We start from the raw sequence: 13506 nt of genomic DNA, 5'->3' as shown, positions 1-13506 counted from the left end.
CTCGACCATCACCACACGGTGCAGATTACCCAGCACTCCAAATGAGACGACGTCTAAGAGCGGAATGTTCCGACGTTGGGATTGCCTGATCTGGATGAGGAGCTACCGGTATGGGACCGCAGCGCACGAGGCCGGATCTTGGCGGTGTTCCCGAGACTGCGCTCTGGACGCTGTACACGCGTGCTCTCGAAGCACGCCGACCCGACCGCCTGATCGTGGATCCGGAAGCAATCAAGCTGGTTGATGCGCTGGACTACCCGTTCCGGGAGCGCTTCGGCCCGGACAAGTGGGACATGGCCGATGGTGAAGCGATCCGGACGCGGGTGTTCGACGACGAACTCCGTCGATTCCTCCAGAATCACCCAGAGGGAACCGTGGTCACTCTCGCCGAGGGGCTGGAGACACAGTTCTGGAGGGCGGACAATGGACTGGCCCGATGGCTCGGTGTGGATTTGCCGGAGATAGTGAAATTGCGGCGCTGCCTGCTGCCGGAGTCGCCACGACAGCGGCTCATTGCGTGCTCGGCGCTGGACGATCACTGGATGAACGAGGTGGACCCCACCCGTGGCGTCCTGATCACCGCCAAGGGGTTGTTCCAGTACTTTCAGCCAGCGGAGGTGCGCCGACTTATCGCCGCGTGCGCGGAGCGGTTTCCCGGCGCCGTGATGGTCTTCGAGGCACCTTCCCGCTGGCTCAGCACTCGTATGAGGCAAGGCCGTCTCCGGACTCCCGCCGGCACTCCGATCCCTCCCACATACTGGGGGATGGACCCGAAAGAGGCCCGAAGGATCAGCACGGCCCACCCGAACATCGCCGAGCTGACGGACCTGCCCCTGCCTGCCGGCCGAGGGAAGGTCTACGGTCGACTACTGCCGTGGATCGCGCGCACACCCGTGGTACGGAACTGGAAACCTGTCTGGATCACACGCCTGCAGTTCGGTGACGCCAGTGGAGCACCCCCCTGCGGTGACGGCCCGGAGCGCACCCGACACGAGTCTCGGGAGCGCCCAGCCAGCCGTTACTGAGGTTGAACTCGTGGAGTCGTAGGGGCTGGACGGCTCGTCGTGCGTGCGGTAACACCGGGGCATGCGGTATCCACAAGGTGGCGGGTTGACCGCCGAACGGCAGCAGTTCCGCGAAGAGTTACGGCTCAAGGCGGCTGAGAGGTTCGCCGAGAGTGAGGCGAGCTCGGTGATCGCCAAGGACTTGCGGGTCAGCGTCCGCTCGGTGCAGCGGTGGCGGCAGATGTGGGACGAGGGCGGTCCGCGGGCTCTGCGGTCGCAGGGGCCAGCGTCACTGCCGAGACTGAGCGAGAAGCAGTTCGCCCAGCTGGAGGCGGAGCTGGCCAAGGGGCCGGCCGCGCACGGCTGGGAAGACCAACGCTGGACCCTGAGCCGTGTGAAGACGGTGATCGGCCGGCGCTTCCACCTGACCTACACGGTCCAGGGCGTGCGCAAGCTCCTGGTGCGCAACGGCTGGTCCTGCCAGGTCCCGGCCCGACGGGCCATGGAGCGGGACGACGAGGCGGTGGCCGGGTGGGTCAAGGAGGTGTGGCCCTGCGCGGAAGACTCGCGGCGGCCCGTGGAGCCTGGCTCGTCTTCGAGGACGAAGCCGGATTCTCCATGACGCCGCCGCAGGCCAAGACCTGGTCACAGCGTGGCCGGACACCAGTGGTCCGAGTCCGCGGCCGGTCCCGCAGACGCATCTCCATCGCGGCCCTGACCTGCTACAAACCCGGCCACCGATCCCGGCTGATCTACCGGCCGAGACGAGACAACGGCCAACGCGACGGACGCAAGAGCTTCTCCTGGCGCGACTACCGAGACCTGCTGATCGCAGCCCACCAGCAGCTCGGCGGCCCGATCGTGCTCATCTGGGACAACCTCAACGTCCACAAAGCCGCCAACTTGCGGGAGTTCGCCGAAGCCCGGGACTGGCTGACCATCTACTACCTGCCGCCCTACGCACCCGACCTCAACCCCGTCGAAGGAATCTGGTCCCTCCTGCGACGCGGCTGGCTCTCCAACGTCGCGTTCAGCACCCCCGAACACCTCGTCCAGCGCATCCGACGCGGCCTACGGCACATCCAGTACCGCAGCCACCTCATAGACGGCGGGACTGCTGCACGAGTAGGTGACAGCGGGGTTTATGCAGCCAGGGCTGCGGGTGGGGTCATGATGGTTTCGTACTCGATGGGGGTCAATCGGGCCAGGCGTTTCTGGCGCCGGCGTCGGTGGTAGGTGCGCTCGATCCAGGTGACGATCGCGATCCGCAGCCCCTGACGGGTGGCCCATGTACGGCGGTCGAGGACGTTCTTCTGCAGCAGCGCGAAGAAGCTCTCCATCGCCGCGTTGTCACCGGCGGCACCGACCCGGCCCATCGATCCGATCATGCTGTGACGTGCGAGAACGGCGACGAATTTCCGTGAGCGAAATTGCGACCCGCGGTCGGAATGCACGATGCATCCTGCGACCTGGCCGCGGCGGGCGACGGCGGATTCAAGGGCTCTGACGGCCAGGCTGGACTTCATCCGGGCGCACGGGCACAAGGTTGGGGAGACGGCCGAGGCGTACTGGAGGATCAACAGGCACCAGTCGGACTGCGGCTACGGTGTCGGCCAGGGCGCGACGGGTGACGTCGCTGGCGGTACGGTCGCAACCGGTCATCGTGGCGAGGATCGTGATGATCTGCTCGTGCCAGATGACCACGCCGTACGTGTGGTTGAGTACCGGCTCCAGGTCCGGGTGGGGGTATGTGGCGGTGGCGTCGTACCGGGCGGCGATGCGCGGGGAGCGATCAGCCCACTTCAGGTATTCCAGCGCCCGCTCGCGCGGCTCGGACCTGCCGAAACGGTGGGCGAACCGGGCATGCAGCCCGGCTGTCCCCTCCGGCCACGACTCGACATGCTCAACCGCCAGCTCATCAGCACACAGTCACATCAACGACGTCGAGGCTAATCGTCACCCCAGATGCGGTTGCAGTATGAGGCGCTGCACGGATGGCGTCTGAGATGCCACAGGCACGGTGCTGGACGGCATCGATCTGGAAGCTCCCGACGGCAAGCAACTGCCCCCTGTCCTCTTGGATGCCCGACTCGGCATCAGCTGACCTGCTCGCGTGCCAACAGCAAGAGACCCCGGAGAAGCTCTCCGGGGGTCTCTTCGTGCTTCGAGTGTCCGGCCGGTTCAACGACCCGCTGTTTGTGTGAGGCCCATTCCATGCCCAGTTCCGCAGCGCTTTCGGGGCTGACATCCCCGTTGCGGCCCCTTCGCCTATGCCCTGGCAGGAGTTGAGGACGAGGGAGGGCGGGATGGGCGGCGCGGACGCAGCCGGGGATCGAGGCTCGCTCACCGGTGTTGTGAGGTCGGGACGGGCACGTGCCCGCGTGCGGGGTGGCGCCACCCGCCGGATGCGTCGCGGGCAACGTCCACGCCGACTTCCACCACCAGCGCGGGTTCACACAGCGTGACGACAAGTTCTTCCTGGCTGCACCACCGGCGGGCTCTCCGTCAAGTTGGACGTGTTGAAGCCCAAGGGGTCCTGTCGGCTGAGCGGCCCGAGCGGGGTGCTGCCCACGGGCATGCTGGAGCAGATCATCGCCCGGCGCGGCGGTAAGATCATCGAGGTCATCAGTGGCGCCGGTAGCACCGCTAACGGGTTTGCTCGTCCACCGACTCGGCTCCACGCTCCCCGCATGGATCGACGCCGTCCACGCCAGCCAAGCTGCCCTGCCAGGAAGCGCTGGTGTGAGCTGGACAGGTCGATCGCGGACGGGCAGACAAGCACGACGACGCTCCTGGTCAAGCGAGTGATCTCGGTTGTGAACTCGCCTACCGGGAGCTTCACGCCTCTATGCGACCAGGGCGTAGCCCCCTCGCCGCAGCCGGCGCCAGGTTGGATGAGCAGGTATCGATCAATCCTGGCTGGGCCGCCACAGCCAGCGCAGAGCGTCCGGCAGCAGGACGCCGCCGTGGTTGGGGCTGTGTCCGCCGTCTCCCAGAACAAGGCGGAAGTCGTAGCCCGCTTCAGCGAGAGCGGCTGCCACGTGCAGGTTTTCGGCGAGCCAGTTCCACTGTGGCTCATTCCAGCGCAGGTCGCGGTGGCCGCTTTGCAGGAAGATGCGCAGCGGCTTGCGGAGGACGCGGGAGATGAGGTCCGGGTAGGGATTGCCGCCCGGCATCTGCGCGAAGCTGGACAGGTATCCGATGACGCGGCGGAACTTGTCCGGACGCAGCCACGCGGCGGTAAGGGCGCAGTTGCCGCCGCTGCTCCCGCCGCAGATGCCCCATCTTTCGGGTGACAGGGCGATGGTATAGCGCTCCGCAACCTGCGGGATGATCTCGGTGAGGAGGAATGTGACGTACCGGTCGTCGAAGGCGTCGTACTCGTTGTTGCGGTTCTTCGGGATATCCGCATCGGGGAAGACGCCAGGATCGACGAACACGCCGATGGTGACGGGGATGTCGCCGCGGTGAATGAGGTTGTCCAGGACGATCGCGCCGCGTACCTCCCCTGCAGGGTCCAGGTACCACTATCCGTCCTGGAACACCATCAAGGATGCCGGTTTCGCCGGGTCGTACTGTGCGGGCACGTGGACCCAGAACTTCCGGAAGGTCCCCGGGTAGACCTCGCTGTCCCTCCACTTGAACGCGACCGTCTCGCCAGTGGGCACACCCGGCTGCAGAGCGGAATCGGGTCCGTGGACGTAGCGCACGTCCGACTGGTCGATCGGAAGTGTCTGGTAGGGCATCTCGACAGTCACGGGGAGCAACCGTAGGGCGATCACCACCCTTGGCCGCAAGGTTTTTTTTCGGCCAGCCCGAATGCCACACCTGACATCTGTCAGGGTCGCGACGTCCCTGGCGCGGTGAACCGCTCCGGGATCGGTGGAGGCTCTATGCGTTGACTCCAGCCGCCGGTCGGGGCTGGTGTTGAGCGTAGTGGTTGGTTTCGTGCTCGTGGGGCGGGATGTCTCCGATCGCGGTGTGGAGGCGCTGGTTGTTGAACCAGCCGACCCATTCCGCGGTGCCGAGTTCGACGTCGGCGAGGCCGTGCCAGGGCTTGCGGGGTTTGATCAGCTCGGTTTTGTAGAGGCCGATCTGGGATTCCATGAGCGCGTTGTCCAGGGCGTCGCCGACGGTGCCGATCGAGGCGTCGATGCCGGCCTCGAGGAGTGTGCCGTGAACGCGAAAGACGTGTACTGGGCGGATTCAACTGGTCGTCGCAACACCTTGATCACGGAGGTGTCCGATGGGACGGCCGACAGGGTGGACGACGACGGTAACGGGGCGTCCGGGGATGCGGTCACCGGGCAAGCCGCCGGTCCGCCGGGATGCGGAACGCGCCTTCTGGAAGAAGATCGCCGCAGGGCTGACCAGTGAGGACGCAGCGATCGCGTGCGGTGTGTCGGGGCCGGTCGGCTCGCGCTGGTTCAGGGAACGTGGCGGAATGCCGTCGATCCACCTTGGCCCGGCCTCGGGCAGATATCTCTCCTTCGAGGAACGTGAGGACATCGCGCTGCTGAAGGCCCAGGACTCCGGGGTTCGGGAGATCGCCCGCAGGCTGGGCAGGGACCCTTCTACGATCTCGCGGGAACTGCGGCGCAACGCCGCCACCCGCTGCGGGCAGCTCGCCTACCGGGCTTCGATCGCACAGTGGAAGGCCGAACTGGCCGCGCGACGGCCGAAGCCGTCCAAGCTGGCCGGCAATGAGCGGCTGCACGAGTACGTGCAAGACCGGCTGGCCGGAGAGCTCCGCCGCCCGGATGGCACCACAGTGCCGGGGCCTGCGGCGCCGCGATGGAAGGGACGGAACAAACCCGTCGCCAGGACCGTCGTTGGGCCACATCATGGAGCCCGCAGCAGATCTCCCACCGGCTGAGGGCCGACTTCCCCGATGATGAGTCCATGCGCATCTCGCACGAGGCGATCTACCAGGCCCTCTACATCCAGGGCCGGGGCGCGCTGAAGCGTGAGCTCGTCGCCTGCCTGCGCACCGGCCGGGCGCTGCGGGTGCCCCGGGCCAGGTGACACCTGACCTGGCTTGCTGAGAGGCGGCCTGGAAGGATGTTGCAGTGCCCAAGCCGTATCCGAAGGAGTTCCGCGAGGACGTCGTGCGGGTCGCGCGCAACCGTGAGCCCGGCGTCACGCTGGAACAGGTCGCCGCCGACTTCGGCATCCACCCGATCACGCTGTCGAAGTGGCTGCGTCGCGCCGGCACCGACGAGGGCGGCACCAAGCCTGCGCCGGTGTCGAGCGAATCGGCCGAGCTGCGCGAGGCCCGCAAGCGCATCCGGCTCCTGGAGCAGGGGAACGAGGTTCTGCGCAGGGCTGCGGCGTATCTGTCGCAGGCGAACCTGCCGTCAAAATGATGTACCCGCTCGTCCGCGAGCTGGCCGCCGCCGCTGCCCCTGGCCGGGTGCCGGTGGCGGTGACGTGCCGGGTGCTGGGGCTGGCCTGCCAGCCCTGCTACCGGTGGCTGGCCTCTCCGGTCACCGACACCGAACTCGCCGAGGCATACCGGGCGAACGCACTGTTCCACGCTCACCGCGACGACCCGGAGTTCGGCCACCGCTTCCTGGCCGATGAGGCCCGCGCGGCCGGCGAGGCGATGGCCGAGCGGACCGCCTGGCGGATCTGTCGCGACAACCGCTGGTGGAGCGCGTTCGGTAAGCGGCGGGGCCGGGGCAAGAGCGCCAAGGCCGGCCCTCCGGTCCACGACGACCGGGTGAGACGCGACTTCACCGCATCCGGGCCGAACCGGCTGTGGCTGACGGACATCACCGAGCACGCCACCGGCGAGGGCAAGCTGTATCTGTGCGCGGTCAAGGACGTCTACTCGGGCCGCATCGTGGGCTACTCGATCGACGCCCGGATGAAGTCCAGCCTGGCCGTCAGAGCCCTTGAATCCGCCGTCGCCCGCCGCGGCCAGGTCGCAGGATGCATCGTGCATTCCGACCGCGGGTCGCAATTTCGCTCACGGAAATTCGTCGCCGTTCTCGCACGTCACAGCATGATCGGATCGATGGGCCGGGTCGGTGCCGCCGGTGACAACGCGGCCATGGAGAGCTTCTCCGCGCTGCTGCAGAAGAACGTCCTCGACCGCCGTGCCTGGGCCACCCGTCAGGGGCTGCGGATCGCGATCGTCACCTGGATCGAGCGCACCTACCACCGCCGCCGGCGCCAGAAACGCCTGGCCCGATTGACCCCCATCGAGTACGAAACCATCATGACCCCACCCGCAGCCCTGGCTGCATAAACCCCGCTGTCACCTACTCGTGCAGCAGTCCCTGCTCGTCACCCGGGAGGCAGGCTACTTGTCACAGACGTTCAATCGGCAGCCTTCCTGTCACCAGGTCGAGGCGTGACGCTCATCCAGTCGGTCGGCTACGGAGCTGCCTTGCGGAAGCGAGACAGCAGGGTCCGGGCCGGCAGGGCGTCCGGGTCGAAGAACTGCGTGGCCAGAGCGGGCGGAACCGCCGTACCCTGCATGCGGACCTCGTGGCAGGTGAAGCAGAACGCCGCCTCGAACAGCGCCAGATCAAGAGAGTCCTCGTATGCCCGGACGCTCCAGCCCGGCGAGAAGCCGCAGCGGCGCTGTTCACTGCCGGGCAGGCTCTCGATCAAGGCCACGGCAGCGGCGGCCTCGCTCCCGACCCAGTGAGCAACCGCCGTGCCGGGGTACGGGACGTCCCGCCCGGTGGGAAGGGCGGAGATCCGTACGACCTCGATCAGCACGGTGGCGGTAACGGCTTCGGCGGGGAGCTGCATGAACGCAGTCTGCCCGCCAGGTCGGCGGCCGGGTAAGGGGCACAGACGCCTTCGGCAGGCGCAGGCCGGTGTCGGTTCGATCGACCCGATGCCATCCACCGCGGAAGTACCGGATGCGGTCCTGGTCCGTCGACCCGATCGGCGCGGTGTAGCCCATGCGGGCGCGGGTGTCGATGACGATGCCGCCGGTGGTCGCCGCCTTCTGCCGTGCCCGTGCCCTAATCTGCGGCTACCCCCGCTTCTTCACATCCCGCTCCAGCCGGTCCGCGAGGTCCGGGCCGGGCCTTTTCCCTTCCACTCAGCCTGCCCGTCGGCAGACCGAGTGCGCGTACGCACCCGACCACCGACCCGACCACGGCAGGTCAGCGCTTTGCAACACCTCGCCGGGGGCTGTGTGCTGAGCTCCTGGCGCACGTCCAGGCAGCGCAGCCGGACACCGGGCTGCCCGGATCCCGTGCCGTACGGTCTGACGCCGCGGTCGCCCACCGTCCGCGACGGATCTCACCGAACCCGGCGGTGCCGCCGGTACGGCCGGGAGATCTGAACCAATACCAGGAATCAGGCGGCGACGAGCTCCTGCTCGCGGTCCGGCGTTGTGACCTTGGGCTTCTTGTTCGGCAGCGAGAGCCGGAAGACCTTGTGCCACGCGGAGAACACCTGCTTGGGCAGCGGGCCGGTGACGTACTCCAGCTCGTACTTCTCGAACAGCGCGCGCACCTTCACCGCGACCTCGGCGTACCGGTTGCTCGGCAGGTCCGGGAACAGGTGGTGCTCGATCTGGTGCGACAGGTTGCCGGTCATGAAGTGCATGGCCCTGCTGCCGCTGATGTTCGCCGAGCCCATCATCTGGCGCAGGTACCACTGGCCGCGCGTCTCGCCCTTGATCGACCGGCGCTCGAAGACCTGCACGCCCTCGGGGAAGTGCCCGCACATGATCACCGAATGGGACCAGATGTTGCGGACCAGGTTCGCGGTGAACGTGGCGGCGAGCGTGGGGAGGAACGACGGGCCGGACAGCAGCGGGTGGATCACGTAGTCCTTGAGTACCTGCTTGCGGATCTTGCGTCCCACGGCCTTGGCCCGGGCGCGGAACTCCGGGTTCTTGCGGCGGCGCTTGTGCAGGTTCTTGCCGAGCTCCAGATCGTAGGCGGCGATGCCGTACTCGAAGAAGCAGGCGTTGAGGAAGTTCCACAGCGGCTGGCCGAGGTGGAACGGGTGCCACTTCTGGTCCTCGTCGACGCGCATGATGCCGTAGCCGAGGTCGTTGTCCTTGCCGATCACGTTGGTGTACGTGTGGTGCAGCTCGTTGTGCGAGTGCTTCCACTGGTCGGCCGGCGAGACGTGATCCCATTCCCAGGTGGTGGAGTGGATCTTCGGGTCCCGCATCCAGTCCCACTGGCCGTGCAGGATGTTGTGGCCGATCTCCATGTTGTCCATGATCTTCGCCACGGACAGACCGGCGGTGCCGATCAGCCACGCGGGCGGGAAGATCGAGAACAGCAGCACGCCCCTGCTGACCAGCTCGAGCTTGCGCTGCGCCGAGATGACCTTACGGATGTAGGCGGCGTCTTTCTCGCCGCGGTCGGCGATCACCTCGTCGCGGATCGCGTCGAGCTCGCGGCCTAGCTCCTCGATCTGCTCCGCGGTCAGGTGGGCGGTGGGGTCGATGGCGGTCAAGGTGCTCCTACCGTTCGATGTCGCAGGGGCCCGCCGCGGCGGACACGCAGGTCTGGATGAGGACGCCCGGCTCGGCCTCGGTGATCTCGCCGGTGCGCAGGTCGCGGACGGCGCCCGCCTTGAGCGGCGTGATGCAGCCGAAGCAGATGCCCATGCGGCACCCGGAGGGCATGAGCACGCCGGCCTCCTCGCCGATGTCCAGCAACGGTGCGGCGCCGTCCGCGTCGACGGTCTTGCCGGTGGCGCTGAACGTGACCTTGCCGCCGTCGCCGGTGACGACGATGGTGGGGCGGAAGCGTTCGGTGTGCAGGCGCTCTTGGACGCCGTGCTCGCTCCAGTGCTTTTCGGCGGCGTCGAGCAGGCCCGCAGGCCCGCAGGCCCAGGTCTCGCGCTCGGCCCAGTCGGGCACGAGTTCGTCGAGACGGGCGATGTCGAGCATGCCGTCGGTGTCGGTGTGCACTTCGGTGAGCCGCAGCTTCTTGTCCGCGACCAGGTCGTGCAGTTCGTTGCGGAAGATCACGTCTTGCGGCTGTGGCGCGCAGTGGACCATGACGACGTCGTCGAACTCGGTGTCGCGCAGCATGCCCATCACGGGCGTGATGCCGCTGCCGGCCGTCAGGTAGAGCACCTTGGCGGGCTTGGCCTGCGGCAGCACGAAGTCACCGGTCGGCTGGTCGAGCTGGATCAGCGTGCCGGGTTTCGCCCTGCGGACCAGGTGGTTGCTGACCTTGCCGTCCGGGATCGCTTTCACGGTGATCGTGACGCGGCCGTCCCGGCGGTTTGTCGGCGAGGTGAGGGAGTACGCACGCCACAGGCGCACCCCGTCGACGTCGACCCCGATCCGCACGTACTGACCGGCTGTGTGACCGCGCCAGCCCCGTCCCGGCCTGATCACGATGGTCGCGGCGTCATTCGTCTCGGGGTGCACGGCCTCGATGCGCCCACGCAGGTCAGCGCCCGCACGCAGCGGGCTGACCAGGTCGAGGTAGTCCGACGGCAGCAGCGGCGTCGTGACCATCTCCAGCAGTTTCCACGCCCTGCTGCGGAGGGCTGCACTCGTCATGGCTCCAGCTTGCTGCGTCTCAGGGCGTAAAGTCCTGACCGCAGGATGTGAATCTGGTCGGCTGAATTGTTCGCAGGGAACAAAAACATGAGCCATGCAATCCAGAGGGCCAGCGAACTGGCCCTGGACGAGACGACGGTCACCGCACTGCGGACCGCGCTGAAGACCACCGCCGACGAGGTCGTCCAGGCGATCATCGACGAGGTCCCTCCCTACGCCAACGCCCTCTCGGGCCACATGGGCGCCACCATCCGCCGAGCCGTCCGCACCGCCCTGGGGCACTACCTCGACCTCGCGAGCGGGAACGCCACAGGCGGCGACGGCGGTGACGCAGCCTACGAGCTGGGCCGCGGCGAGGTGCGCGACGGCCGTTCGATGGACGCCCTGCTCAGCGCCTACCGCGTCGGCGCCCGCGTGGCCTGGCGATGCCTGGCAGCGGGCGCCGTACCCGCAGGTCTGCCCGCCGCCGAGGTCGCCAAGTTCGCCGAGCTGACCTTCGCCTACATCGACGAGCTCTCCGCCGCGAGCGCCGCGGGCCACGCCGACGAACTGGCCGCCCGGGGCAGGGCCCACGAGCGCCACCTGGAACACCTGGCCCGCGACCTCCTCGCCGGCGCGAGCCCGGACGTGCTGCTGGCCTCTGCTCAACGGGCCGGGTGGCAGCCTCCGGTTTCGCTGACCGCGGTCCTGCTGCCCGCCGCCCAGGCCCGGCCTGCCTACCGCGCGCTCGACCCGAGCACCCTCGTCCTCGACGATCTGCCGGACGCCGCCGGCGTGCTGCTCGTCCCCGATGCCGACCGGTCACATCTCTTGCGGCAGCTGACCGACCGCACCGCCGTGGTCGGCCCGGCCCGGCCATGGACCCGGGCGTCCGCCTCGTACGCACGGGCCGTACGCGCGCGTTCCCTCTCCTCTGATATTCGCGACACCGAGGACCACCTGCCCGAGCTGGTGCTGAGCGCCGACGTGGACGCGTTCGCAGACCTGCGTGCCCGAGCCCTCGCACCGTTGCGGACCTTGCCTGTGGCGACCGCACAGCGGCTGGAGGAGACGTTGCGGGCGTGGCTGCTGCACCAGGGCAGGCGGGACGAGGTGGCGGCGGCGTTGTTCGTCCATCCCCAGACGGTCCGGTACCGGATGTCGCAGCTGCGGGAGCTGTTCCCGGATCTCGCATCGCCACACCGGGTCCTTGAACTGACGCTGGCGGTCGGTCTTCGGGTCGGCTGACGCGTACTTCGACCGTCCACGACCGCGTCCGCGAGCGGCCCCGTCTCCGAGAAGCGCAGGGGTGGATACGGCTCGACTGGATCCGGTGGACGACGCGCACCGGCCCGCTGGTCGACGCGCTCATCGAGCATCTGGTCGGTGATCCGGGCCGCTATGCCTGGGAGACAGGTCTCATGTCGTCGTGGAGGGCGCTGTCCTGGCGCGAGCTGACCCACGGGCGCGCGGCGAGCTGCAGCTGGGTGACCGGCGGGGTGGCCAGGCCGGGTCACCAGGGGCGAGGGGCCTGGCCGCTCGCGACGGGGACCACCGAGGTTCTGCGACGGCCCCGTGCCTCCCTTCCGACAGATCAGCCGGACGACCGACCGGGCCGGCCTGGCACACCGCGCGAGGGATCATGGGGATGGAATGACGGAACGTGAGGTCAGGAGCTGCCATGGCGAAGCGGGTTCACCGACCCCGCGAGGACGAGGAGTTCAATTTCATCCTCGGTATGAGCGGAGTTCCGGTCCTCGCATACTTCACCGGGACATGGCCCAAGGCGATCGAGCCATGCCGGGTGATGGACCTCGTCGTGGGTGGCATCGCCGACGACTACACGGGCCGCCTGACGGCCGTCCGCACCGACATCACGCGTTGTCCGGCCGCAGCCGAGCGATACGGGATCACCGGAGCCCCGTCCTACGTCCTGCTGAAGGAGGGAGAAGCGGTGGCGCACGGCAAGGGGCCTGTGACCATCGCCGAGGTACGGAAGTTCCTGGACGGCCACCTCTGAGCGACCGCTGCGGCACCAGGCCGCGACGCCCGTCACGTCTCGTCTCTGGGAGCTGCGCCGCCTGAGACACCTTGGGGCTCAGACACCCCCACAGGTCACATGACCCCGTCGAGCGCGGTCGCGTCCGGCAACTGCGCGGCGCCGGAGCTCACCTCGGGAAAGGCGGGCAAGAGGTCCGTCCCCTGGCGAGAGCGCGGCACCATGCGCCCGGCAGCCATCGAGAGCAGGGCCCGCCAGCCATCCCACTTCGCCTCGGCAGCCCACACCGGGGGTAGGCCGGGATCGGACACGGGTGCGGCGAGCATCGGCTCCGGCATGGTCCACATGGCTCAGACCGTCAACTCATCAGCGATGAGGGCCCGTGGCGGTGCTGAAGGTGACGAGCGCTCGTGCAAGGGGGCGTCACCACGACACCTCGCGGACGTCGGCCCGGCTCTGCGGCTGGATCGTGGCGGTGATCTCCGACCGGTGGCGGCTCGCGGAGAACGTCACCGTGAGCGTCTGCGCCTCGGTCCGGCTCGTACTCACCGTGAACCCCCGGTTCGGCACCGCCGAGATCAGGCACACCGCGTCGTCGCCGAACCGCACGGTGGCCTTGCCGCCCTCGGACGGCACCGTGTAGACGCCGGCGCCGCCTTCCTGGCACCCCGAGCCGTCCGCGCCGGCCGGCGCCCCCGGGGTACTGGTGCGGCCTGTGGGTGTCGGCGTGGGCGTGGGCGTCGGGCTGGGATCGGTCGCCGGCTCGCTGCTCCGGGGCGGCGGGCTGGGCCTGCGACTGCTCGCCGACGGGCTCGGGGAGGGTTTCACGGTGGTGGGGCTGGGCCGCGGGGACTTCGGGGGCTCACTCGGCGCGGACTGTGCGACCGGCGCGGTAGGCCGGGTCGACCCCACCACGAAGTGAATCGTGAGGATGACAGCGGTGACACTGGCTGCCGTGCAGGCCAGCCATATGATCAGGTAGCGCAGGAGGCGGGACACGGCACCATAGTGACGGACCG

The 13506-nt window shown here is 68.3% G+C and carries 14 protein-coding genes and 5 pseudogenes; 8 read left to right on the top strand and 11 right to left on the bottom strand.

Annotation, left to right across the window (positions count from 1 at the left end):
• Positions 1-110: 110 nt before the first annotated feature.
• The 3 genes from ACFU3E_RS25740 to ACFU3E_RS25730 all read left to right on the top strand — a co-directional run bounded on the left by ACFU3E_RS25740 (position 111) and on the right by ACFU3E_RS25730 (position 2240).
• Complete coding sequence (locus ACFU3E_RS25740) at positions 111-1025, top strand: class I SAM-dependent methyltransferase (protein ID WP_384162675.1); 915 nt, start codon at positions 111-113, stop codon at positions 1023-1025.
• A 61-nt stretch (positions 1026-1086) separates the two neighbouring features.
• On the top strand, positions 1087-1626 hold the full coding sequence (locus ACFU3E_RS25735) for a winged helix-turn-helix domain-containing protein (RefSeq protein WP_384162671.1): 540 nt from the start codon (positions 1087-1089) through the stop codon (positions 1624-1626).
• Positions 1623-2240 (top strand): transposase, encoded by a 618-nt coding sequence (locus tag ACFU3E_RS25730; RefSeq protein ID WP_384162692.1) that lies wholly within the window; start codon positions 1623-1625, stop codon positions 2238-2240. The genes ACFU3E_RS25735 and ACFU3E_RS25730 overlap by 4 nt, the downstream gene beginning before the upstream one ends.
• Here ACFU3E_RS25730 and ACFU3E_RS25725 read toward each other — a convergent pair.
• The 5 genes and pseudogenes from ACFU3E_RS25725 to ACFU3E_RS25705 form a co-directional block, all read right to left on the bottom strand.
• A pseudogene (locus tag ACFU3E_RS25725) lies at positions 2147-2536 on the bottom strand (transposase); the annotation flags it as partial. The gene ACFU3E_RS25730 and the pseudogene ACFU3E_RS25725 sit on opposite strands and share 94 nt — an antisense overlap.
• A gap of 76 nt (positions 2537-2612) precedes the next feature.
• Positions 2613-2783: pseudogene (locus ACFU3E_RS25720) on the bottom strand (hypothetical protein); the annotation flags it as partial.
• A gap of 1130 nt (positions 2784-3913) precedes the next feature.
• Positions 3914-4489: an alpha/beta hydrolase gene (locus ACFU3E_RS25715; RefSeq protein WP_384162689.1), complete on the bottom strand. Its 576-nt coding sequence runs from the start codon at positions 4487-4489 to the stop codon at positions 3914-3916.
• A gap of 42 nt (positions 4490-4531) precedes the next feature.
• A complete protein-coding gene (locus ACFU3E_RS25710; RefSeq protein WP_384162667.1) occupies positions 4532-4762 on the bottom strand; it encodes a hypothetical protein in 231 nt (76 codons plus the stop codon).
• A 133-nt stretch (positions 4763-4895) separates the two neighbouring features.
• Positions 4896-5206: pseudogene (locus tag ACFU3E_RS25705) on the bottom strand (integrase core domain-containing protein); the annotation flags it as partial.
• 44 nt (positions 5207-5250) lie between these two features.
• Here ACFU3E_RS25705 and ACFU3E_RS25700 point away from each other — a divergent pair.
• Together ACFU3E_RS25700 and ACFU3E_RS25695 are read left to right on the top strand one after the other, a co-directional pair.
• Positions 5251-6026 (top strand): annotated as a pseudogene (locus ACFU3E_RS25700) (transposase); the annotation flags it as partial.
• 47 nt (positions 6027-6073) lie between these two features.
• Positions 6074-7257 (top strand): IS3 family transposase gene (locus ACFU3E_RS25695; protein ID WP_384162664.1). Its coding sequence is split into 2 segments (ribosomal slippage): positions 6074-6361 and positions 6364-7257, totalling 1182 coding nucleotides; the frame shifts between segments, so codons are not numbered across the junction.
• 128 nt (positions 7258-7385) lie between these two features.
• On the opposite strand, the gene ACFU3E_RS25690 is transcribed toward ACFU3E_RS25695, so the two are convergent.
• From ACFU3E_RS25690 to ACFU3E_RS25675, 4 genes and pseudogenes are all read right to left on the bottom strand, one after another.
• Positions 7386-7769 (bottom strand): hypothetical protein, encoded by a 384-nt coding sequence (locus tag ACFU3E_RS25690; RefSeq protein WP_384162661.1) that lies wholly within the window; start codon positions 7767-7769, stop codon positions 7386-7388.
• A gap of 106 nt (positions 7770-7875) precedes the next feature.
• A pseudogene (locus ACFU3E_RS25685) lies at positions 7876-8058 on the bottom strand (XRE family transcriptional regulator); the annotation flags it as partial.
• Positions 8059-8327: 269 nt separating this feature from the next.
• A complete protein-coding gene (locus ACFU3E_RS25680) occupies positions 8328-9446 on the bottom strand; it encodes a fatty acid desaturase family protein (protein WP_384162658.1) in 1119 nt (372 codons plus the stop codon).
• Positions 9447-9453: 7 nt separating this feature from the next.
• Positions 9454-10509, bottom strand: a complete 1056-nt coding sequence (locus ACFU3E_RS25675; RefSeq protein ID WP_384162655.1) for a ferredoxin reductase — start codon at positions 10507-10509, stop codon at positions 9454-9456.
• 87 nt (positions 10510-10596) lie between these two features.
• Between ACFU3E_RS25675 and ACFU3E_RS25670 the strand changes: the two genes are divergently transcribed.
• Positions 10597-11736: a PucR family transcriptional regulator gene (locus tag ACFU3E_RS25670; protein ID WP_384162652.1), complete on the top strand. Its 1140-nt coding sequence runs from the start codon at positions 10597-10599 to the stop codon at positions 11734-11736.
• Between the two features lie 433 nt (positions 11737-12169).
• A complete protein-coding gene (locus ACFU3E_RS25665; RefSeq protein ID WP_384162650.1) occupies positions 12170-12508 on the top strand; it encodes a thioredoxin family protein in 339 nt (112 codons plus the stop codon).
• A 95-nt stretch (positions 12509-12603) separates the two neighbouring features.
• Here ACFU3E_RS25665 and ACFU3E_RS25660 read toward each other — a convergent pair whose 3' ends face one another.
• Together ACFU3E_RS25660 and ACFU3E_RS25655 are read right to left on the bottom strand one after the other, a co-directional pair.
• Positions 12604-12834 carry a hypothetical protein gene (locus tag ACFU3E_RS25660; RefSeq protein WP_384162647.1) on the bottom strand — a complete coding sequence of 77 codons (231 nt, stop codon included), beginning with the start codon at positions 12832-12834 and terminating at the stop codon, positions 12604-12606.
• A 76-nt stretch (positions 12835-12910) separates the two neighbouring features.
• Positions 12911-13123, bottom strand: a complete 213-nt coding sequence (locus ACFU3E_RS25655; RefSeq protein ID WP_030897924.1) for a hypothetical protein — start codon at positions 13121-13123, stop codon at positions 12911-12913.
• A 79-nt stretch (positions 13124-13202) separates the two neighbouring features.
• Here ACFU3E_RS25655 and ACFU3E_RS25650 point away from each other — a divergent pair, with 79 nt between their 5' ends.
• Positions 13203-13409 carry a hypothetical protein gene (locus ACFU3E_RS25650; protein ID WP_384162644.1) on the top strand — a complete coding sequence of 69 codons (207 nt, stop codon included), beginning with the start codon at positions 13203-13205 and terminating at the stop codon, positions 13407-13409.
• Positions 13410-13506 lie beyond the last annotated feature (97 nt).

Source organism: Streptomyces sp. NPDC057424 (assembly GCF_042803315.1).
Lineage (GTDB): Bacteria > Actinomycetota > Actinomycetes > Streptomycetales > Streptomycetaceae > Streptomyces.
Note: the sequence above shows the minus strand (reverse complement) of the source record. Positions and strands in the feature narration are given on the sequence as shown.

What these genes read in the sequence shown, in the direction of transcription:
- ACFU3E_RS25675 (WP_384162655.1), bottom strand. Translation starts at nt 10,509, where the DNA reads ATGACGAGTGCAGCCCTCCGCAGCAGGGCGTGGAAACTGCTGGAGATG.
- ACFU3E_RS25665 (WP_384162650.1), top strand. Translation starts at nt 12,170, where the DNA reads ATGGCGAAGCGGGTTCACCGACCCCGCGAGGACGAGGAGTTCAATTTC.
- ACFU3E_RS25660 (WP_384162647.1), bottom strand. Translation starts at nt 12,834, where the DNA reads ATGTGGACCATGCCGGAGCCGATGCTCGCCGCACCCGTGTCCGATCCC.
- ACFU3E_RS25670 (WP_384162652.1), top strand. Translation starts at nt 10,597, where the DNA reads ATGAGCCATGCAATCCAGAGGGCCAGCGAACTGGCCCTGGACGAGACG.
- ACFU3E_RS25690 (WP_384162661.1), bottom strand. Translation starts at nt 7,769, where the DNA reads ATGCAGCTCCCCGCCGAAGCCGTTACCGCCACCGTGCTGATCGAGGTC.
- ACFU3E_RS25740 (WP_384162675.1), top strand. Translation starts at nt 111, where the DNA reads ATGGGACCGCAGCGCACGAGGCCGGATCTTGGCGGTGTTCCCGAGACT.
- ACFU3E_RS25730 (WP_384162692.1), top strand. Translation starts at nt 1,623, where the DNA reads ATGACGCCGCCGCAGGCCAAGACCTGGTCACAGCGTGGCCGGACACCA.
- ACFU3E_RS25735 (WP_384162671.1), top strand. Translation starts at nt 1,087, where the DNA reads ATGCGGTATCCACAAGGTGGCGGGTTGACCGCCGAACGGCAGCAGTTC.